The 21170-nt window shown below is 66.8% G+C and carries 18 protein-coding genes and 1 tRNA gene; 13 read left to right on the top strand and 6 right to left on the bottom strand.

Annotated elements, in window-relative coordinates:
* The first annotated feature begins 1 nt into the window (after position 1).
* From RH90_RS10490 to RH90_RS10470, 5 genes are all read left to right on the top strand, one after another.
* The gene (locus RH90_RS10490) at positions 2 to 3328 is read left to right on the top strand and encodes an efflux RND transporter permease subunit (protein ID WP_010185563.1); all 3327 of its coding nucleotides are present in this window, start codon (positions 2 to 4) and stop codon (positions 3326 to 3328) included.
* Positions 3325 to 4782, top strand: coding sequence for an efflux transporter outer membrane subunit (locus RH90_RS10485; RefSeq protein ID WP_010185562.1), 1458 nt, complete (start codon positions 3325 to 3327; stop codon positions 4780 to 4782). Before RH90_RS10490 ends, RH90_RS10485 begins: the two co-directional genes overlap by 4 nt.
* A 109-nt stretch (positions 4783 to 4891) precedes the next feature.
* Entirely contained in the window at positions 4892 to 5389 is a 498-nt protein-coding gene (locus RH90_RS10480; RefSeq protein ID WP_010185561.1) for a 2Fe-2S iron-sulfur cluster-binding protein, read from the top strand.
* The gene (locus tag RH90_RS10475) at positions 5386 to 6360 is read left to right on the top strand and encodes an FAD binding domain-containing protein (protein ID WP_010185560.1); all 975 of its coding nucleotides are present in this window, start codon (positions 5386 to 5388) and stop codon (positions 6358 to 6360) included. The genes RH90_RS10480 and RH90_RS10475 overlap by 4 nt, the downstream gene beginning before the upstream one ends.
* Entirely contained in the window at positions 6357 to 8582 is a 2226-nt protein-coding gene (locus tag RH90_RS10470; RefSeq protein ID WP_010185559.1) for a xanthine dehydrogenase family protein molybdopterin-binding subunit, read from the top strand. The genes RH90_RS10475 and RH90_RS10470 overlap by 4 nt, the downstream gene beginning before the upstream one ends.
* A gap of 57 nt (positions 8583 to 8639) precedes the next feature.
* On the opposite strand, the gene RH90_RS10465 is transcribed toward RH90_RS10470, so the two are convergent.
* Entirely contained in the window at positions 8640 to 10199 is a 1560-nt protein-coding gene (locus tag RH90_RS10465; RefSeq protein ID WP_010185558.1) for a spinster family MFS transporter, read from the bottom strand.
* A 256-nt stretch (positions 10200 to 10455) separates the two neighbouring features.
* Here RH90_RS10465 and RH90_RS10460 point away from each other — a divergent pair, with 256 nt between their 5' ends.
* From RH90_RS10460 to RH90_RS10445, 4 genes are all read left to right on the top strand, one after another.
* On the top strand, positions 10456 to 11190 hold the full coding sequence (locus RH90_RS10460) for a Bax inhibitor-1/YccA family protein (RefSeq protein WP_010185556.1): 735 nt from the start codon (positions 10456 to 10458) through the stop codon (positions 11188 to 11190).
* A 75-nt stretch (positions 11191 to 11265) separates the two neighbouring features.
* Positions 11266 to 12045: a transglutaminase-like domain-containing protein gene (locus RH90_RS10455; RefSeq protein ID WP_010185555.1), complete on the top strand. Its 780-nt coding sequence runs from the start codon at positions 11266 to 11268 to the stop codon at positions 12043 to 12045.
* A 56-nt stretch (positions 12046 to 12101) separates the two neighbouring features.
* Positions 12102 to 12401 carry a hypothetical protein gene (locus RH90_RS10450; RefSeq protein ID WP_010185554.1) on the top strand — a complete coding sequence of 100 codons (300 nt, stop codon included), beginning with the start codon at positions 12102 to 12104 and terminating at the stop codon, positions 12399 to 12401.
* A gap of 220 nt (positions 12402 to 12621) precedes the next feature.
* A complete protein-coding gene (locus tag RH90_RS10445; RefSeq protein WP_010185553.1) occupies positions 12622 to 13161 on the top strand; it encodes a hypothetical protein in 540 nt (179 codons plus the stop codon).
* A 10-nt stretch (positions 13162 to 13171) separates the two neighbouring features.
* Here the strand turns inward: RH90_RS10445 and RH90_RS10440 are convergent, their stop codons facing one another.
* From RH90_RS10440 to RH90_RS10430, 3 genes are all read right to left on the bottom strand, one after another.
* A complete protein-coding gene (locus RH90_RS10440; RefSeq protein ID WP_010185551.1) occupies positions 13172 to 13918 on the bottom strand; it encodes an NUDIX hydrolase in 747 nt (248 codons plus the stop codon).
* Entirely contained in the window at positions 13915 to 14763 is an 849-nt protein-coding gene (locus RH90_RS10435; protein WP_010185550.1) for an oxygenase MpaB family protein, read from the bottom strand. Before RH90_RS10435 ends, RH90_RS10440 begins: the two co-directional genes overlap by 4 nt.
* A gap of 81 nt (positions 14764 to 14844) precedes the next feature.
* A tRNA-Ala gene (locus RH90_RS10430) sits at positions 14845 to 14920 on the bottom strand.
* 233 nt (positions 14921 to 15153) lie between these two features.
* Here RH90_RS10430 and RH90_RS10425 point away from each other — a divergent pair.
* Positions 15154 to 16245, top strand: a complete 1092-nt coding sequence (locus tag RH90_RS10425; protein WP_010185549.1) for an SWFGD domain-containing protein — start codon at positions 15154 to 15156, stop codon at positions 16243 to 16245.
* Between the two features lie 125 nt (positions 16246 to 16370).
* On the opposite strand, the gene ypfJ is transcribed toward RH90_RS10425, so the two are convergent.
* Positions 16371 to 17300: a KPN_02809 family neutral zinc metallopeptidase gene (gene ypfJ, locus RH90_RS10420; RefSeq protein WP_010185548.1), complete on the bottom strand. Its 930-nt coding sequence runs from the start codon at positions 17298 to 17300 to the stop codon at positions 16371 to 16373.
* Between the two features lie 152 nt (positions 17301 to 17452).
* Between ypfJ and RH90_RS10415 the strand changes: the two genes are divergently transcribed.
* From RH90_RS10415 to RH90_RS10405, 3 genes are all read left to right on the top strand, one after another.
* On the top strand, positions 17453 to 18610 hold the full coding sequence (locus RH90_RS10415) for a patatin-like phospholipase family protein (RefSeq protein WP_029625223.1): 1158 nt from the start codon (positions 17453 to 17455) through the stop codon (positions 18608 to 18610).
* 17 nt (positions 18611 to 18627) lie between these two features.
* Entirely contained in the window at positions 18628 to 19413 is a 786-nt protein-coding gene (locus RH90_RS10410) for a 3-hydroxybutyrate dehydrogenase (protein ID WP_010185546.1), read from the top strand.
* A gap of 98 nt (positions 19414 to 19511) precedes the next feature.
* Positions 19512 to 20189, top strand: a complete 678-nt coding sequence (locus RH90_RS10405; protein WP_029625222.1) for a DUF4893 domain-containing protein — start codon at positions 19512 to 19514, stop codon at positions 20187 to 20189.
* Between the two features lie 3 nt (positions 20190 to 20192).
* Here the strand turns inward: RH90_RS10405 and RH90_RS10400 are convergent, their stop codons facing one another.
* A complete protein-coding gene (locus RH90_RS10400; protein WP_010185544.1) occupies positions 20193 to 21143 on the bottom strand; it encodes a cation diffusion facilitator family transporter in 951 nt (316 codons plus the stop codon).
* Positions 21144 to 21170 lie beyond the last annotated feature (27 nt).

Genomic DNA, 21170 nt, shown 5'->3' with positions numbered 1-21170 from the left:
CGTGAACCTCTCCGCGCCCTTCATCCGGCGGCCGATCGCGACGATCCTGCTGACGATCGGGCTCGCGCTCGCAGGGATCGCTGCGTTCTTCTCGCTGCCGGTGGCACCGCTGCCGCAGGTCGATTTCCCGGTGATCAGCGTCTCGGCGAGCCTTGCCGGCGCGAGCCCCGACGTGATGGCGCAGAGCATCGCGACGCCGCTCGAACGGCGGCTGTCGACGATCGCCGGGGTCAACGAGATGACCTCGCAAAGCTCGCTCGGCTCGACGCGGATCACGCTGCAGTTCGACCTGTCGAAGAACATCGACACCGCCGCGCGCGAGGTCCAGGCGGCGATCAGCGCGTCGCGCGTCGATCTGCCCGCGACGCTGCGGCAGAACCCGACCTATCGCAAGGTCAACCCGGCGAGCCAGCCGGTGGTGACGCTCGCGCTCACCTCGGACACGCGCACCGCCGGGCAGATCTACGATGCGGTGTCGAACATCATCCAGCAGCGCATGGCGCAAATCCCGGGCGTCGGCGATGTCGAACTGGGCGGCGGGTCGCTGCCGGCGGTGCGCGTCGCGGTCAATCCGCTCGAGCTCAACTCCTACGGCATCTCGATGGAGGACGTCCGCGCCGCGATCGAGGCGTCGAACGCCAACCGACCCAAGGGGCTGATCTCGGGCAAGGACGGCCGCTCGTGGCAGATCTACACCAATGCCGCGGGCAAGACCGCCGCCGACTATCGCCCGCTGGTCGTCGCATGGCGCGGCAGCTCGGCGGTGCGGCTGGGCGACATCGCCACGGTCAGCGACAGCGTCGCCGATACGCGCACGCTCGGGCTCTACAACGGCAAGCGCGCGATCATCGTCAATATCACCCAGCAACCTGGCGCCAACCTCATCCAGATGGTCGACAGGATCAACGCCGAGCTGCCCGCTTTGCGCGCGCAATTGCCGCCCGACATCAAGCTCGACGTGGCGATGGACCGCACCAATTCGATCCGCGCCTCGCTGCGCGAGATCGAGATCACCGTGCTGATCGCGCTGATGCTGGTGATCGTCGTCGTCTTCGCTTTCTTACGCGACGTCCGCTCGACGATGATCCCGGCGGTGGCGACGATCGTCTCTCTGCTCGGCACCTTCGGGGTGATGTACTTCCTCGGCTTCTCGCTCAACAACCTGTCGCTGATGGCGATCACGGTGGCGACCGGGTTCGTCGTCGATGATGCGATCGTCGTGCTCGAGAATACCACGCGGCATCTCGAGGAGGGGATGGGGCGGATCGATGCCGCCTTGCGCGGCGCGGCCGAAGTCGGTTTCACCGTGCTGTCGATCAGTATCAGTCTCGTCGCGGTGTTCATCCCCTTGCTGTTCATGGGCGGGATCGTCGGGCGGCTGTTCCGCGAATTCGCCGTGACGCTGTCGGCGGCGGTGCTGATCAGTCTCGTGCTGTCGCTCACCACCACGCCGATGCTGTGCGCCTGGTTCCTCAAGCCCCGGCCGCGCGAGGGCGAGGCGGTGAAGCAGCCCGGCCGCGTCGCGCGCGGGCTCGAGCGCGGCTATCAGCGCGTCGAGCGTGTCTACGAAAAGGCGCTCGACTGGGCGCTGGCGATGAAGCCGCTGGTGCTGGTGTTGTTCGTCGGCGTGCTCGCGCTGACCGCCTATCTCTATGTCGTCGTACCCAAGGGCTTCTTCCCGCAGCAGCAGTCGCCGCTGATCTTCGCGGGCGTGCGTGCCGACCAGAGCGTGTCGTTCCAGGACATGCAGATCAAGCTCAACCAAGTCGTCGACATCATCCACAAGGACCGTGCGGTCCAGTCGGTGATCGGCTTCACCGGGGGCAATCGCGCAGGCAGCGCGTTCATGATGGTGGGGCTCAAGCCCGTCGGTCAGCGCCACGGCGTTGCCGAGCCCGACATCATCGCCCGGCTGCAGCGCAAGCTCCAGCCGATCGCCGGGATCCGCCTGTTCCTCTCGCCCGTCCAGGATCTGCGGATCGGCGCGCGGCAGGGCAATTCGACCTATCAATACACGCTCGTCGCGGACAGCACCGCCGCGCTGAAAACCTGGTCCAAGAAGCTCAACGACGCGCTCCAAGCCAACAAGAAGCTCAAGAATGTCGACAGCGACTATAGCGAGAATGGCGTCGAGAGCTTCCTCACGGTCGACCGCGACTCAGCCGCACGGCTCGGGATCAGCTCGCTCGATGTCGACAATGCGCTGTACGACGCCTTCGGACAGCGCAGCGTCGCCAACATCTACGAGGATGTGAACCAATATAGCGTGATCCTCGGCTGGCCGCAGGAGATGACGACGGGCCCGCAGGCGCTGACCGACGTGCGCGTCCCCGCCAAGGCCGATGCGGTGATCGCGACCGGGCCCAACGCCACCGCGCTCAACGGCACGACCACCGCCACCATCGCCACCACCAGCGCAACCGGGGTCGCCGCTACCGGTACCGGCACCGCGGGCAAGACCGCCGCGACCGCGACCGCAGCGGTCGCGACCAATCCCGCGCTGCGCAGCCCCTCGACCGGCGCCGCGCTGAGCAACACGCCGCGCACGATGGTCCCGCTCGAGGCGATCTCGTCGATGGGGCAGGCAGCGACCGCGGCGAGCGTCAACCATGACGGCACCGAAGTCTCGACCACCATCTCGTTCGATCTCGCCCCCGGCGTCGCGCTGTCCGACGCGCAGGCGGCGATCAGCGATGCCGAGGCGCAGATCGGCATGCCGACCAGCGTCCACGGCAAATTCTCGGGCTCGGCGGCGACCTTCCAGGATACGCAGAGCGGTCAGCTGCTGCTGATCCTCGCCGCGCTGGTGACGATCTACATCGTGCTCGGCATCCTCTACGAGAGCCTGATCCATCCGCTCACCGTGCTGTCCACCCTCCCCGCTGCTGGCGTGGGCGCGGTGCTCGCGCTGATGCTGTTCAAGCTCGATTTCTCGATCATCGCGCTGATCGGCGTCTTCCTGCTGCTCGGCATCGTCAAGAAGAACGCGATCCTGATCATCGACTTCGCGATCCATCTCCAGCGCACGCAAGGCGTCAGTGCCGAGGCGGCGGCGCGCGAAGCGAGCATCCTGCGCTTCCGCCCGATCCTGATGACGACGATCGCCGCCGCGCTCGGCGCGCTGCCGCTCGCGATCGGTTTCGGCGAGGGGGCGGAGCTGCGCCAGCCGCTCGGCATCGTCATCATCGGCGGGCTGATCGCGAGCCAGGTGCTCACGCTGATCACGACCCCGGTCATCTATGTCTGCCTCGACGGCCTGGCCAATCGCCGCCGCCGGCGCGCCCCCCGTGCCGTCCGTGGCGGCACCCTTCGCGAGCTTCCCGCATGAAACCGATCCGCCCCTGGTCCGCCCTTCTCGCCAGCGTTGCGCTCGCCGGCTGCTCGCTCGCGCCACCCTATGCGCGGCCGACGAGCCCCGATGCGACGCAGTGGAAGACGGTCGAAGGGTGGCAACCCGCCGCCCCCGCCGACGGCACCCCGCGCGGCGACTGGTGGAAGGACTTTGGCGACGCCACGCTCGACGATCTGATCGTGCGTGCGCATGCGCACAACCAGACGCTCGCCCAGGCCGAGGCGACTTATCGCCAGGCGCAAGCGTTCACCCGCGAGGCGCGCGCGAGCCTGTTCCCGACGGTATCGGCGAACGGATCGGTGACGCATTCGGCGTCGGGCGGATCGCGTACGATCGTCACCAACGGCGTCACCTCCGCGGCGGGGTCGCGTGCCTCGACCAGTTACAATGCCGGCCTCTCGGCAAGCTGGACGCCCGACCTGTTCGGCCAGATCCGCAACACCGTTGCCACCCAGCGCTTCACCGAACAGTCGCGCGGTGCCGACCTCGTCTCGGCGCAACTCGCGCTCGATGGCGAACTGGTCACCGACTATCTCGGCCTTCGCGCATCGGATGCGCAGATCGCCAGCCTCGCCGCGACCGTTGCCGCGTATCAACGTTCGCTGACGATCGCGACCAACCGCTACAACGCAGGTATCGCCGCGCACAGCGACGTGTTCCAGGGGCAGTCGCAGCTCGCCTCGGCGCAATCCGACCTCGAAGGCGAAAAGCGCACGCGCGCGCAGTTCGAGGATGCGATCGCCACGCTGATCGGCGAGAATGCCGCTGCCTACAGCCTGCCGCCCGTCAGCGATTGGACGCCGGTGATGCCGACCGTGCCCGTCGCCCTCCCCTCGACGCTGCTCGAGCGCCGCCCCGACATCGCCTCGGCCGAGCGCCTCGTCGCCGCCGCGAACGCGCAGATCGGGGTCGATCGCGCCGCCTTCTTCCCGTCGCTAAGCCTCACCGGCAACGGTGGATTCAACAGCAATACCCTCTCCAGCCTGTTCAGCTCGGCCTCCTCGCTCTGGTCGGTCGGCGCATCGCTCGCGCAGACGATCTTCGATGCCGGTGCGCGGCGTGCGCGGGTGGCCGCCGATCGCGCGGCGTATGATGCCGCGGTCGCCAATTATCGCCAGGTGACGCTCAGCGCGTTCCAGGCAGTGCAGGACAATCTCGCCGCCACCGCGATCCTCGCGCGGCAGGAGGCGCTGCTCACCACCGCCTCGGTCGCGGCCGATCGCAGCGAGGCGTCGGTGCGCTTCCAGTACCAGTCGGGGATCGTCGTCTATTCCGACGTCGTCACCGCGCAGGCCACCGCGCTCGCCGCGCGCCGCGCGCTGATCCAGATCCGCGCCGACCGCCAGACCACCGCCGCCGCGTTGGTCCAGGCGCTGGGAGGCGGATGGGACGGCGCCTATAGCGTGCCGGGCGCGCCGCGCCGACCGTAAACGAGCGCGCCGCTCGTCGCGGTTTCGGGCGGCGTCGGCGAATATCTGACAGCCCCGGGAAACCATCTTCCGGGCATGCGTTGAGCCTTGCGAACCGCAGGGGTCTGATATGAACTTCACCATCAACGGGACGCATTACGACGTCGATCCCGACATCCGCACGTCCTTGCTCGACCTGCTCCGCGAGCATGTCGGGCTGACCGGCTCGAAAAAGGGCTGCGACCACGGCCAGTGCGGCGCGTGCACCGTGCTCGTCAACGGCCGCCGCATCAACAGCTGCCTGTCGCTCGCGGTGATGCACCAGGACGACGAGATCACCACGATCGAGGGTCTCGGCACGCCCGAGGATCTCCATCCGCTCCAGGCGGCATTCGTCAAGCATGACGGCTATCAGTGCGGCTATTGCACGCCGGGGCAGATCTGCTCGGCGGTCGGCATGCTCGACGAGGTCAAGAAGGGCTGGCCGAGCCATGTCAGCGAGACGCTCGGCGATGTCGAGTTCAACGACGGCGAGATTTCCGAGCGGATGAGCGGCAACATCTGCCGCTGCGCCGCCTATCCCAACATCGTCGATGCGATCCGCGACGTGGCGGAGGCCGAGGCATGAAGACCTTCCTGTACGAAAAGCCAACGAGCCTCGAGGAAGCTGTCGGCGCGGTGAGCCCGGGCACGCGCTTCATCGCGGGTGGTACCAATTTGCTCGATCTGATGAAGCTGCAAGTCGAAACGCCCGACAAGCTGGTCGATATCAGCCGGCTTGATCTTGCCGAGATCGAGGACACCGAGGCCGGCGGCCTGTTGATCGGCGCGCTGGTGCCGAACAGCGATCTCGCCGCCGACAGCCGCGTGCGCGAGAAGTACGAAGTGCTCAGCCGCGCGCTGCTCGCAGGCGCCTCGGGCCAGCTCCGCAACAAGGCGACGACCGGCGGCAATCTGCTCCAGCGGACGCGCTGCTATTATTTCTACGACCCCGCGATGGCGTGCAACAAGCGCGCACCCGGCAGCGGCTGCTCGGCGATCGGCGGGTATAATCGCATCCTCGCGATCCTCGGCACGAGCGAGTCGTGCATCGCCACGCACCCCGGCGACATGCCCGTCGCGATGCGCGCGCTCGACGCGACGATCATCACCCTCACCCCAGGTGGCGACCGGCGCCGGATCAGCATCCACGATTTCTATCGCCTCCCCGGCGATACGCCCGAGATCGAGACCGTACTCGAACCCGGCGAGCTGATCACGCATGTCGAGCTGCCCGCCCCCGTCGCCGGCAAGCAGCTTTATCGCAAAGTCCGCGACCGCGCGTCCTATGCCTTCGCTTTGGTCTCGGTCGCCGGGCTCCTCTCGGTCGAGAACGGCACGATCGCCACGGCGCAGCTTGCTTTCGGCGGGCTCGGGCCAATGCCGTGGCGCGATAGCCGCGTCGAGGAAGCGCTGGTCGGCAAGGCGCCGACCGACGAGAATTTCGCGGCGGCAGCAGACGTGCTGCTCGCCGATGCACAGGGCTTCGGGTCGAACGACTTCAAGATCCCGCTGATGAAACGCACGCTGATCGCGTGCCTGCGTGAGTTGACCGCATGAGCAACACCAACAGCCTCAAGATGGACAAGCCCGTCCCCGCCAGCCTGCTCGACTCGGGAACGCAGGGAATCATCGGCCGCCCGCTCGATCGCAAGGAAGGTCCGCTCAAGGTCACTGGCCAGGCGACCTATTCGGCCGAGTACCAGATCCCCAACCTCGCTTACGGCTATCTCGTCGGCACCAAGTTCGGACGCGGCAAGGTCACCAAGGTCGATGCCGACAGCGTCCGCGCGATCCCCGGCGTGATCGACGTCGTCACCGACTTCAAGACCTTCCTGCAGAACGCGCAGCAGGGCGGCGAAACCAGCGCCCCGACGCAGGGCGTCCAGGACGTCCACTATTTCGGTGAGATCGTCGCGATCGTGCTCGCCGAAAGCTATGAGGCCGCGCGCGACGCCGGGCTTCGCGTCGAGGTCGAGTATGAAGAGGCCGAAGGCCGCTTCGACTTCGATGCGCACAAGGACGAAACCAAGAAGCCGCCGTTCAACAACATCCCCGCCTATTTCAAGAAGGGCGATTTCGAGCAGGCGATGGACGACGCCGCCACATCGGTCGATGTTACCTACACCACGCCGAGCCAGAACAGCTCGGCGATGGAGCCGCATGCCTCGATCGCGGTGTGGGACGAGGATGGCGCGCTGACGCTCTACGGCTCGTACCAGATGCCGACCTCGGACAAGACCCAGCTCGCCAAGTCGCTCGGCGTCAGCGAGAAGAAGGTTCGGATCATCGCGCCTTACATCGGCGGCGGGTTCGGCTCGAAGCTCGGCATCGCGCCCGAATCGGTCGCCGCCGCGGTCGCCGCCAAGCAGCTCGGTCGCCCGGTGAAGGCCGTGATGACGCGCCCGCAAGTGTTCGAGACGACCGTGCGGCGTTCGAACACCGAACAGCGCGTGCGCTTCTCGGCCAATGCCGACGGCCTGCTGACCGGCGTCGGCCACGAAACGCTGACGAGCAACCTGCCGGGCGAAGGCTTTTTCGAGCCGACCGGGATCGGGACGCACTTCGCCTATCCGGGCGAAAACCGGCTGATCAATCACGATCTGGTCGAACTCGACTGGCTGCTGTCGGGCTCGATGCGCGCGCCGGGCGAAGCGGTCGGCATGATGGCGACCGAGGCCGCGCTCGACGAACTGTGCCACAAAATGGGGGTCGACCCGGTCGATTTCTGGAAGAGGAACGACCCGGAGCAGGACCCGCAGGAAGACGTGCCCTTCTCGACGCGCCAGCTCGTGCGCTGCATGGAGGAAGGCGCCGAACGCTTCGGCTGGTCGAAGCGCAATGCCACGCCGGCGCAACAGCGCGACGGCGAATGGATGATCGGCATGGGCGTCGCTGCCGCGGTGCGCACCAACATGCTGATGGAATCGTCGGCCAAGGTCTCGATCGACCCGCAGGGCCGCGCGACGGTGAGCTCGGCGATGACCGACATCGGCACCGGCAGCTACACGATCCTCGGTCAGATCGCGGGCGAGCTGCTCGGGCTTCCGCTCGATCAGGTCAAGGTCGAGCTCGGCGATACCGATCTGCCCGATGCGGCAGGCTCGGGCGGTTCGTGGGGCGCGGGGTCGAGCGGATCGGCGGTGTACCTCGCATGCGAGATGCTGCGCGAGAAGCTTGCCAAGGCGATGGGCTGCGACCCCGAGGCGCCGACGTTGAAGGACGGTCAGGCGATCGCGGACAACCGCCAGGTATCGCTCGGCTCGCTGGTCGGTGACGGGATCGAGGCGATCGGCTCGATCGCGCCGGGCAAGATGGAGAAGGAGCGCAAGCAGGCGAGCTATGGCGCGCATTTCGTCGAGGTCGGCGTCAATGCCACGACCGGCGAAGTGCGTCTTCGCCGCATGCTCGGCGTGTTCTCGGCAGGGCGCATCCTCAACGCCAAGACGGCGCGCTCGCAATGCCTCGGCGGGATGACCTTCGGGATCGGCGCCGCGTTGACCGAAGACCTCGTCCACGATCCGCGCAACGGCAAGGTGGTGAACCACGACCTCGGCGAATATCACGTGCCGGTGAACGCCGACGTGCCGCAGATCGAGGTCCATTTCCTCGAGGAGCGCGACCAGTTCGCCAATCCGATCCACGCCAAGGGGATCGGCGAGCTCGGCATTTCGGGCTGCGGCGCAGCGATCGGCAATGCGGTGTTCAACGCGACGGGCATCCGCGTGCGCGACTATCCGATCACGGTCGACAAGCTGATCGAGCACCTGCCGCCGGTGTAACCCGTCTCCGGGACACCGCAGGCCCGGCCTGGGGTGTCCCGATCGCGCGGGCTTCGATCAGATCGGTTCGCCGGCCTCGCGCGCCCAGATCTCGCGATTGGCCTCGGCGCGCGGGACGAGCTTGTAGGCCGCGATCCCCGCCGCGATCGTGATCGGCGCGGTCAGCAGCAGCGACAGCACACCGGTCGACAGGCTCCCCGACAGCGTCGAAATCCGCCCGGCGAGATACGGCCCCATCGCCAGCCCGAGCAGCGTCGTGCCGATAAAGAAGGTCCCCGTCGCCGTACCGCGCATTCGCGGCAGCACCAGATCCTGCATCGTCGCCCCCGCCGCGCCGAGCGCCGTGCTCGCGCAAATCCCCGCCAGGAACACCGCGGGGTAGAAGACCAGCGTCGAAGTCGCTGTGAACGCCAGGATCACGAACGGCAGCGGCACCGTCGCGCCAAACAGCACGACCAGCATCCGCCCCGCCGGATTGCGCCGCCGCAGCCGGTCGGCCGCGATCCCGCCGAGCGTGACCCCGAGAAAACCGCCGAGCGCGCCGCTCGAACCGACGAGCAGCCCGGCCATCGCCGGCGCTTCGTGGAGCGTGCGCAATACATAGGGCGACGCCCAGAAGCTCACCGCATAGCTCACGAACGCGTTGAGCCCATAGGCCACCACCACGCAGAGAAAAGCCGGATTGCCGACGATCAGGCGGAAGGTCGGCGGATCGCGGCGTTTCAATGCGCACGCCCAGGAAAACACCGCATAGGCGCCGATCCCGATCGCGACCCATTGCGGCCAAGGCTCGCCGAACGCCAGCAGGATCGTGACGCAGCCGACCACCGCGCCGAGCCCGAGCAGGTTGACGAGCAGCGCCCTGCCCCCGCCCATCGCAGCACCGATCAGCGTCAGCGGCGGCAGGATCGTGACGAGTTCGGCGAGGAATTCCTTGAACGGCGCGGGATGCGCCGCGGGCTCTGGCAAATTCTCGACGGCGCCGCGGATCGGTTCGCGCAGCGTTGCGATCACCAGCGCGAGCACCAGCCCCGGCACGCCGACGAGCATGAACGCGGCCTGCCAGCCGTGCAGTCCGAACGGACCGCCATCCGGATAGGCATGGTTCCAGCGCTGGACGATCAGCCCGCCGATGCCGAGCGACAGCCCGCCGCCGACGTAGAGACCCGACGAATAGATCGCCAGTGCGGTCGCCCGGAGCCGCTTGGGGAAATAGTCCGAGATCAGCGAATAAGCCGAGGGACTCGCCGTCGCCTCGCCGACGCCGACGCCGATCCGCGCGGTCGCCAGCATCCCGCCGCTGCGCGCCATCCCCGAAAACGCGGTCATCGCCGACCATAAAGCGAGCCCCAGCGTCATCAAGCGGACGCGGTGCCAATTGTCCGCGAGCCGCCCGAGCGGAATCCCGAACAGCGAATAGAATACGCCAAAGGCGGTGCCGTACAGAAAACCGAGATCCTCATCCTTCAAATGCAGGTCGCGTTTGATGTCCTCGGCGAGGATCGAAATGATCTGCCGGTCGACAAAATTGAGGACATAGACGAGGAACAGGATGCCGAGCACGTACCAGGCATAGGCCGGCGCGCGCGTCGGCGCGGAGCCTGGAAGGGTCGCCATCACTCATTCCTCTCGGCAGTTTCTGCTCTGCCAACCGGCCTAGCAGACCATACCCGAAATACGAAAGCGATTTTCGCCGGGTTCGTGGGCGTCTCGCGCCGAGCCGTACGCGCACAGGCGGGAGCGGCGTTTGTAACAAAGTGCTGCTAGGCCATGCGTCCTGTCGGCGCGTTCGGTGGATTCGCTTGAAATGCCCCCGACTAAGGCCGATATTGCAGCTATCCGGCACTTGGCCGGTCATTAGGAGCTTTTCGCAATGGCAAACTGGTCTGATCCCCGTTCGAATGCCTCGGCATTCCAGACGGCCGGGACCACGCGCACCGACGCGTACGACGCGGGTCTGCGGCGCTATATGCTATCGGTGTACAATTACATGGCCTCGGCGGTGCTGCTGACGGGCATCGTCGCGCTCGGCTTCGTCGCCAGCGGCGCCGCCGCGCAGGTGTTCACGGGTCCGGGCATGCTCAAATGGGTGATTTCGTTCGCCCCGCTCGCCTTCGTCTTCGGCATGAGCTTCGGCCAGGCGCGGATGTCGAACGCGACGCTGCAGGCGATGTTCTGGGGCTTCGCGGTGGCGATGGGCCTGTCGCTGTCGACGATCTTCCTGGTCTATTCGCCCGTCGCGATCGCCCAGGCGTTCTTCGCGACCGCCGCGTCGTTCGCCGCGCTGAGCCTGTACGGCTACACCACCAAGCGTGATCTCTCGGCCTTTGGCACCTTCCTCATCATGGGTGTGGTCGGCCTGTTCGTCGCGAGCCTGCTCAACCTGTTCCTGCACTCGGGGCCGCTCGGCTTCGTCATCAGCCTGGTCGGCGTGCTGCTGTTCGCTGGCCTCACCGCCTATGACACGCAGCGCACCAAAAGCCTCTATGCCGCGGTGGCGGGAACGCAGGACGAGCAGCGCGTGACGATCATGTCGGCGCTCAGCCTGTATCTCGACTTCATCAACATGTTCCTGTTCATCCTGCGCTTGTTCGGCAACCGCAACTAAGCGTATCAGGAATCCCATCTTCCAGGGCCCGGCGGACCGCTCCGCCGGGCCCTTTCTTTTGCGCGAAAGACCAGCATGCGGCTCGGGATCGATGTGACGCTCGATTATACGATCGATGGCGCGGCCGACGTGCTGCTGCTGATCGAGGCGGCGAAGATGGCCGACCAGCGGCTCGAACTGCAGGACCTGCGCGTTTATTCCGATTTTCCGCTACGCGCGGTTCCCGGCGAGGACGCGATCGGGCAGCGCTGCTGGGTCCATTGTGTCGGCCCGTTCCGCGCCGAATATCGCGCGATCGTCGAGATCATGCGCACCCCGGTCGATCTCGCCGCTCTGCGCGACACGCCGATCCGGCGGATGCCGCCCGAAACGATCCCCTATCTCTTGCCCAGCCGCTATTGCGAATCCGACCGCCTCGAAGGCTTCGTCCACCAGGAATTTCCGGGATTGACCGCGGGCGCGTTGGCGGTCGCACTCACGCAATGGGTCGGCGACCATCTGACCTATGCGTGGGGAACGTCGACCGGTACGACCACCGCGATGATGACCTTCGCCGAGCGCCGCGGCGTGTGTCGCGATTATGCGCATTTGCTGGTGGCGCTCGCCCGCGCGGGCGGAATACCCGCGCGCTGCGTCTCGGCCTATGCGCCCGGGGTTGATCCGCCCGACTTCCATGCGGTCGCCGAACTGTGGATCGGCGGCGGCTGGCATCTGATCGATCCGACCGGGATGGCGTCGTGCGGCGACCTGGCGCGCGTCGCGGTCGGACGCGACGCGACCGACATCGCCTTCATGACGGTGTTCGGCACCGCGACGCTCAACTGGCAAAATGTTGCGGTCACGAAACTTCCCTGACGGAACAGCATAACGTCCTCGGGTGTTGAGCCTTTCTGTTATTCAGGAGAGCGACGATGACCGAAGATACCAAGCTGGTTGATCAAAAAGCGCTCGACAGTCTGTCGGTCGCCCCCGGCAGCCCCGAGGAAAACGAACAGATTCATCATCCGCGGCAGAATGCCGGACAGGATGAGTCGATCGCGAAACGGCTCGAGCGCGATCCGGCGAGCCCCGATGCCGCGCTCGACAACGCGCTCGACGAATCGATGGATGCATCGGACCCGCCATCGAACACGCAGCCGGGTGGAAATGACGAGCCGCCGCGCTCGTCGGGATACGATCCCGAAGCCGAGGCGGCGCGTCCCAAGCCGTGACGCGCGTGACGGCGGCGAACGCGCAGATGTTGCGCGATCGCCGCAGTCGCCGGAATTATCGGTCGTTCTGGAAAATTCCGTCATCCGCTATGTTGCGTTGCATCAAGAAACGTGGTCGCTTGGTGATCGCGGGCGGTGCGGCGTTAACCATGGCGAAAGGCCTGGAGGCGCACCATCGCCGGACTGCACTGGATAGTGGGGTGACGGAATGGGCTCTCGAATGAAACAAGCCAATGGCGCGATGACTCTTTCGGAGATGAAGGAGTTCGCCACCTTCGCCTCTGCGACGCAGCGCTATGTCCGACGCTCGCTCGATATCGGGCTCGACCGTGACGACGCAATCGGTCGCTGGTCGCGCGATGGCGTCGAAACCGCGAGCATTCGTGCGCAGGCCAGGCTCTACACCCGCCTCCCTGCGATCCGCTCGACCATTCCCGACGATACGGGACTCGATGCGATCGAACCGTTCCTCACCCCGCTGACGACGATGACGGCGTTCGACCTCGGACAGGGCCGTCTTACCACCTTCGCGGCCTATCGCTTTCTGTATGAGCGGCTGATTGGCGCCGAGGTGCGGCCGTGGCTTCCCGCCGCCTTCTGCTCGGCCGCCGCGCTGCCGCATCTCCACCCCGATCTGCGGCGCAAATTGCTCCAGTCGATCAGCGAGGCGGCGGCGACCGCGTCGGGCTGGTCGAACCGCCAGCCGGCATTCTACCCGAAATGGGTCGAGAAGGTCGAGACGACCGCGCTGCCGAACTGACCCTGCCGTACTATCCCCGTACCGCCGCGCTCATCGGCTCGGCGGTGACGGGATAGCCGAGATCGTCGGGAATGCAGAGGTGCTCGCGCCCGTCGCGGGTTTCGGTCCACGGCGTCACGGTACGGATCGGACGCGCGTTGGCATCGGTCACCGCCGCGTCGAAATCCGCAAACTGCGCTAGCCGCTCGAGATTGCGCCGGGTCGGGAAGATGATCGTCGCGCGGCCGGCATCGGCGTCGTCGAGCACCGACTGCGCGGTCGCCCAGAAGGTTCGGACATTCTCGGTCGCATCGACCACCGCCGCAGCCGAATCCGCTGGCAACCGCGCGAGATAGAAGCGCGTATCGAAGATCCGGCTCGCCGCATGCGCCGGCAGCCACCGCGCGAACGCGACCAGTGCCGCGGGATCGAGCGTCAGCGACAGGTCGCGCAACGCGGCCCCGAACGCGACGCCATCGTGCAGCGCCGCTCGCAGCCGCTGCAGCGTCTCCGCCGGCATCGCGGAAAGCCCGACCGCGATGCCGACTTCCTCGACCGTCTCGCGGATCGCGGCGATCCGCGCCGCGAGATCGTCGGGATCGCCTACGAACTCGAGCGCGAGCGCGCGATCACCCGGATCGACCCGCCCGCCGGGAAAGACCAGCGCCCCACCGGCGAACACCATCGCGCGCGATCGCTCGACGAACAGCAATTCGGGCGCGGCGCCGCCGGTTTCGCGGAACAGCACCAGCGTGGCCGCCGGGATCGGCACACTCATGCGCGGAACGCCCAGCGCAGCGTGCTCGCGACCCCGAAGGTACCCGCCCGCAACAACGGGAGCCCGAGGGTCGGTTGCGTGAGCCCATGCATCGTCCGCGCCCAGCCGGGGAGCAGGTCGACCCCCGCCTGCAGGGTGATCGTTGCGAACGGTCCCGCCGCGAGCGATGGCGCCGGCTGGTCGAGCAGCACGCTGGCGACGTCGCGGGTCCGCGCATCGACGACGAGTTCGGGCCGCATCGCCGCCATCATCGCCTCGGCCTCGGCGCGGCTGTGCGGCACCGGATCGACCCCGAGCGGCTCGGCGATCCGCGCCATCTCGGCGACGTAACGGTCCTGATCGGCGCGCGACATGGCCGGTTCGCCATAACGGATCCAGCCGTCGAGAAAGCTCAGCACTTCGCAGACATGGACCCAGGCGAGCAGTGCCGGGTCGCCCGCGCGATACGGCGTGCCATCGGGCAGCGTCCCGCCGATATGATCGTGGATCTGGCGGACGCGCGCGATCATCGCGCGCGCGGCGTCCGGGTCGCCGAAGGTGGTGACCGCGATGAAACGCGCCGTGCGGCGCAGTCGGCCCTGCATGTCGTCGCGGAAGCCCGAATGGTCCCATACCCCGGCGAGCACCTTGGGATGGAGCATCTGCAGCAGCAGCGCGGCGATCCCGCCGACGAGCATCGTCGTCACGTCGCCGTGCACGCGCCATGCGACCGAATCCGGCGGGAACAGGGCGTCAGCGCTGCGCTGGACGGGCTTCTCGCCACGCGCGGAGTCGTTGAACAAGGCACGCACTTGCCCGATGATCAGGCCCTTGAGCGGGCGGGTCAGGCGATCGGCGGGGGACATGGCACGCATCGTGCCTGAATGGATGGGATGCCGATAGGGTCCGCAGGATCGTACATGCAGCGACGGATCGCGCATGAGGCGTGGTGGAGCTGAGCGGAATCGAACCGCTGGCCTCTGCAGTGCGATTGCAGCGCTCTCCCATCTGAGCTACAGCCCCGCACCACGCCCGGCCCATCGTCTGGGCGGACTGCCGCCTTAGCGACGGTTTCCGGGCGATGCAACCGCCCGCTCCCGCGATCCGAAAATTTCCTTGCGACGAAGCGCTTGCGCGCTGCGACGGCGTGTGATTCGCGGCAGGAACGGTTGGCGATCTCCTGCGCTTTTACCCCCAGCCCCGTCGACACGAGCACATCATGTGGCGCGGCGTCACCGTCTCAGGAGGACGATATCATGGCTTATGAACGCTATCCCCGCAGCACCTCGGGTGGATATGACGACCGCGACCAGCGCGAAGGATATGGCCGCGAGTCCGGCAACCGCACTTCCTACGGCTCGGACCGGAGCGGCTCCGGCGGCCGCGATGCGCAGCCGTGGGGCGCCTATGACGAATTCGGCCAACGCGATCGCTATGCCGAGGACAATCAGCGGGACCGCGGATCGCGCTCGGATCGCGGGTATGGCGATCAGGACGGCTATCAGGGCCAAGGATATCGCCAGAGCAGCTATGGCCAAGGCAACTACGGCCAGTCCGGCTATGGCCAAAGCGGCGGGCAGAGCGACCGCTACGGTGCGCGCGATTACGGACGCCCCGACATGTACCGTGGCGGCAATAACGACCGCTTCCAGCCGGGCCGGGGACAGCAGGACCGCAACCAGCAGGATCGCGGCCAGCAGGGCTATGGCCGCCAGCCGCAGGGCTATGACTATGACGAGCGCGGCTTTTTCGATCGCGCCGGGGACGAGGTCCGCTCGTGGTTCGGCGACGACGAAGCCAATCGCCGCCGCGATCTCGACGCACGCTATGACGAGCAGCGCTACGGCCACCCGAGCGACGACCATTACAGCGACTGGCGCCGCTCGCAGATCGATGCGCTCGACCGCGACTATCACGAATATCGCCAGGAAAACCGTAGCAAGTTCGACAGCGAATTCGGCTCGTGGCGCACCGAGCGGCAGACCCAGCGCGGTTCGCTGTCGAAGGTCACCGAGCATATGGAGGTCGTCGGATCGGACGGCGCGCATGTCGGCACGGTCGACAAGGTGCGCGGCGATCGCATCATCCTGACCAAGAACGACGCCGATGCGGGCGGCCGGCATCACTCGATCCCGTCGCGCTGGCTCCAGTCGGTCGACGACAAGGTGACGATCTCGAAGACCGCCGACGACGCCAAGGCGCATTGGCGCGACGAAGAGCGCAACCAGGCGTTCTTCAACGAGGACGGCTCGCACAAGGATGACAAGACCACCGGCACGCAGGGGACCGCGCAGACCGGCACCCTCGGCGGCACAGCGGGTCTCGACAAGACGGCGCGGAGCTACTGAGGCGACGCGCCCCGCTCCTGACGGAGCGGGGCGGATGATTCGCTACGCGATGCGGAAGCCCCCTCCCCGATCGCGAACCTCAGCCCCTCTCCCGCCGGGAGAGGGGCTTTTTACTGTCCGGAGCTTTACAGCGCGCCCGAGAAGGTATCGCACTGCGCGGGATCGCCGCTGTCCATGCCCTTGCGCAGCCACGCCATGCGCTGCGCCGAGGTGCCGTGCGTGAAGCTGTCGGGCACGACGCGGCCTTGCGACTGCTGCTGGAGCGTATCGTCGCCGATCGCCTTGGCCGCGGTCATGCCCTCCTCGAGATCGCCCGGATCGAGCCGATCCTTGTTCTGCGCCGCCCACACGCCGGCATAGCAATCGGCCTGCAACTCGAGCTTGACCGAAGCCTGGTTGCCCTCGACTTCGCTGCCGCGCTGCTGGATCGACGCAACCTTGTCCGACGTGCCGAGTAGATTCTGGATGTGATGGCCGAATTCGTGCGCGACGACATAGTCCTGCGCGAAATCGCCCTTCGCGCCGAAGCGGTTGGCGAGTTCGTCGAAGAAGCTGGTGTCGAGATAGACGCCCTGGTCGCGCGGGCAATAGAAGGGCCCCATCGCGCTCTGCGCCGCGCCGCAGCCCGAACGGCCGCTGCCGCCGTAGAAGACGAGCTTGGGCTGCTGGAAGGTCTTGCCCTCGCGCTGGAACAGCGACGCCCAGGTCTTGTCGGCCGAGCTGAAGGCGTTGCACGCGACCTTGCTCGCCGCGTCCACGGTGCAGCTCGCGGCCGCGCCCTTTCCCGAACTCGGCTGGCCGACCTGCTCGGTCGGCGCCGAACGCTGGCTCGTACCGCCGCCGCCGCCAAGCATGCCCATCCCGCCGCCGAAGAAGAACAGCACCGCAAGCAGGATCGCGACGCCGCCGCAGCCGAAGCGACTGAACACCATCGGCAGCAGGCCGAGCAACAGACCGCCCCCGCCACCCCCGCCGCCAAACCCGCCGAAACCGCTGCCGCCTTGACCGCGCTGGTCCTCGACGTTGATGTTGGGGTCGAAATCGTCGAGGCGCATTGGATCAGTCCCGGGGTCGTTGCCGCTCCGTGCTGAATGCTTCGCGCGCCCGCATGTTGCAAGCCGCTGCTGCAATCCGCTCCATCGCGAGATGACGCGGGTTTCATCAAACTGTCGTTGATCCGCTTCGGCAAGACATGCATGTCGCGCACATGGCAGATGCAGCTCCGACCCGGCCGAAACGTCGCGCCAAGGCGCTCCCCCTCCCCGATTGCGTCGCGCTCGTGCTGCAGGGCGGCGGCGCGCTGGGCAGCTATCAGGCAGGGGTGATCGAGGGCCTCGCGGCGAGCGGGATCGAGATCGACTGGGTCGCGGGGATCTCGATCGGCGCGATCAACGCCGCGATCGTCGCGGGCAATCCGCCCGAGCGGCGCGTCGAGCGGCTCAACATCTTCTGGGACACGGTGACCTCGGCGCTGCCGAGCTTCCCGATCTTCCCCGACGACCGGATTCGCGAATTCGTCCACGAATGGTCCGCGGGTTTCGTCCTCGCCACGGGCGTTCCTGGCTTCTTCAAGCCGCGTGTTGTCTCGCCGATGTTCGCGGTGCCCGGCACGCCCGGCGCGATGAGCTTCTACGACACCGCGCCGCTCAAGGGCCTGCTCGACGCATTGGTCGACTGGAAGCTGCTCAACCACGGCCCCGTCCGCCTCTCGGTCGGCGCGGTCGATGTCGAAAGCGGCAATTTCAGCTATTTCGACACGACCGAAACCGAGATCGACGCGCGCCACATCATGGCGTCGGGTGCGCTCCCGCCGGGCCTGCCGCCGGTCGAGATCGACGGGCGGTTGTGGTGGGACGGCGGCCTCGTCTCGAACACGCCGCTGACGCACGTGCTCGACCATCAGGACGGCGCATTGCTCGCCTTCCAGGTCGATCTCTTCTCCGCCGCGACCGAACGCCCGCGCACGATCATGGACGTGATGGCGCGCGAGAAGGAGATCCGCTTCTCGAGCCGGACGCGGCAAGTGTCCGACCAGGTGATGAAGATCCGCAAGGACCGCGAGCTCGCGCGCAAAGTGCTCGCCAAGCTTCCGCCCGAGCTCGCCGACGACCCCGATGTGATCGCGCTGCGCAACCGGTCGAACGAGGACCCGGTCAATCTCGTCCATCTGATCTACCGCGCCAATGCGTGGGAAGGCGGCAGCCGCGACTTCGAATTTTCCGCGCGGACGATGCGCGAGCATTGGGAAGCAGGGCAGGAAGCCGTCGCCGAGACGATGGCGCACGCCCAGCTCGTCGCCGAAAATATCGAGACCGGCAAGAGCGCCGCGTTCGATCTGACCGTCCACCGCACGCCATTCCCCTGACCGACACGGAGATCCACATGTTCCTCAAGGGCAAGACCGCCATCGTCACCGGCTCGACCTCGGGCATCGGGCTCGAATATGCCAGACTGTTCGCCGCCGAGGGCGCGAGCGTCGTCATCAACGGCTTCGGCGACGCCGCCGTGATCGAGACCGAGCGCGCCAAGCTCGAGGCGGCGAGCGGCGCCAAGGCGCTGTACGACGCCGCCGACATGACCAAGCCCGAAAAGATCGCCGCGATGGTCGCGCGCTGCCATGCCGAGCTCGGCGGCCCCGACATCATCGTCAACAATGCCGGCATCCAGCACGTCGCTAAAATCGAGGACTTCCCCGCCGACAAGTTCGAGGCGATCATCAAGATCAACCTCAACTCGGCGTGGTACATGATGCAGGCCGCGGTCCCGCTGATGAAAGCCAAGAAATGGGGCCGCATCATCTCGACCGCGTCGGCGCACAGCCTCGTCGCGAGCCCCAACAAATCGGCTTACGTGATGGCCAAGCACGGCCTCGCCGGCCTGACCAAGACGATCGCGCTCGAAACCGCGACCGACGGCATCACCGTCAACTGCATCTCGCCCGGCTATGTCTGGACGCCGCTGGTCGAGGCGCAGATCCCCGACACGATGAAGGCGCGCGGCATGACCAAAGAGCAGGTGATGAACGACGTCCTGCTCGAGGCGCAGCCGACCAAGGCATTCGTGACCGTCGACCAGGTCGCCGCGCTCGCTTTGTTCCTGTGCCGCGACGAGGCAAAGTCGATCACCGGCGCCAATCTTTCGGTCGATGGCGGCTGGACCGCCGCCTGAGGACGTTTTCGCCCCAGCGGCGCGAGGTTGGCAACCTGGCGCCGCCGTGGTTAGTTAGTTGTGATGGAAGTCCTGGTCGCAACGAAAGTCACATCGTTTTGAAAAGATTTACCCGGGTTCTGGGATCGACGCTGTGTACAATCCCGTTCGCGCTGTTCGGCCGATGTGGTGCCGAGGCGCACAGGACGGTCGAGGTGCGGATCGAGCCGCGCTCGCTGATCGGCGTGTCGAGCGACACCACCGATTGGCGGCGTGTCGCGACGCCGGCCGATCGCGACCGGCTGCGCGGATGGCGGCAGGCGTGGATGGACGCGCTCGCCAAGGTTTCGGCGAGCCCCGGTGCCGCGACAGTCGCTGCCGACCCGTTGCTGTTCGACCCCGACCGTGCCTTGGCGACGGCGACTCCGCCGCCCGGCACGTATCTCTGCCGCGTCATCAAGCTCGGCGCCAACGGCACCGCGATGCGCAACGTCACGACCTATCCCGAGGTCGCTTGCCGCGTCACGCGCGAAGGCGCGGTTTCGACGATGTACAAGGTGTCGGGGCCGCAGCGCCCGATCGGCATCCTCTTCCCCGAATCGGCGTCGCGCGCGGTGTTCCTCGGGACGATGGTGATCGGCGACGAGACGCGCCCGCTCAATTACGGACAGGACGCCAATCGCGATCTCGCCGGCTATGTCGAGCGGATCGGCGACAAACGCTGGCGGCTGGTGCTGCCGCGCCCGCGCTTCGAATCGCTGCTCGACGTAGTCGAGATCGTCCCCGCGCCGCGCTGAGCCTCAGCGCGCCGATGCGGGCGGCAGGCGCGCGGCGTCTTCCTTGCGCTCGGGCCGGATATAGATCGACGACAATTTGGGTTCGGCCGCCTTCAGCTCGGTCTCGATCTCCTCGACCAGCAATTCGGCCTCGCCCATCGAGAGCGAATCGCGGAAGTCGGCGCTGATCGCGAGGAAGATGCTCTCGGGCGCGGTGTGGATCGAGCGGACATGGTTGACCGCGGTGATATCGGGACGGCGATCGATGATCGCGTGCACCTTGGCGACGATTTCGGGATCGGCGCCCTCGCCGATCAGCAGCCCCTTCGCCTCGCGCGCGAGCAACGCCGCGACCACGCCGAGGATCACGCCGATGACGATCGACGCGATCCCGTCGATCCGCGGATCGCCATACCATTGGCTCGCAAATACGCCGACCGCCGCGACGATCAGACCGCCGAGCGCTGCCGAATCCTCGAACAGCACGATGAAACCCGCCGGGTCCTTCGACTGGCGCACCGCCTTCCACCAGTTCGTACCGCGGTTCGCCGCGGCGAATTCGCGGATCGCGAAGAACCATGATCCGCCCTCGAGCGCGAACGACACGCCGAGCACGATGTAGTTGATCAACGGGTCGCGTAGCGGCTCGGGATGCTTGAAATGCTCCCAGCCTTCATAGATCGACACGCCCGCGCCGACTCCGAAGATCAGGATCGCGACGACGAAGCTCCAAAAATACAGCTCACGGCCATAGCCGAACGGATGCGCCTCGTCGGGCGGGCGCTTGCCGCGATGCTGGCCATAGAGCAGCAGCACCTGGTTGAAACTATCGACCACCGAGTGGAAGCCCTCGGTCAGCATCGACGACGATCCCGAGATCGCGGCTGCGACGAACTTCGCGACCGCAATCCCGAGATTGGCGGCGAGTGCTGCGAAAATGACGAAGTTCGAGCCGCCTTGCTTGCTCGCGGACATATTGGACGCTCCCTTTGGTGGCGGCAT

Source organism: Sphingomonas sp. PAMC 26605, from assembly GCF_000241485.1.
GTDB lineage: Bacteria > Pseudomonadota > Alphaproteobacteria > Sphingomonadales > Sphingomonadaceae > Sphingomonas.
Note: the sequence above shows the minus strand (reverse complement) of the source record. Positions and strands in the feature narration are given on the sequence as shown.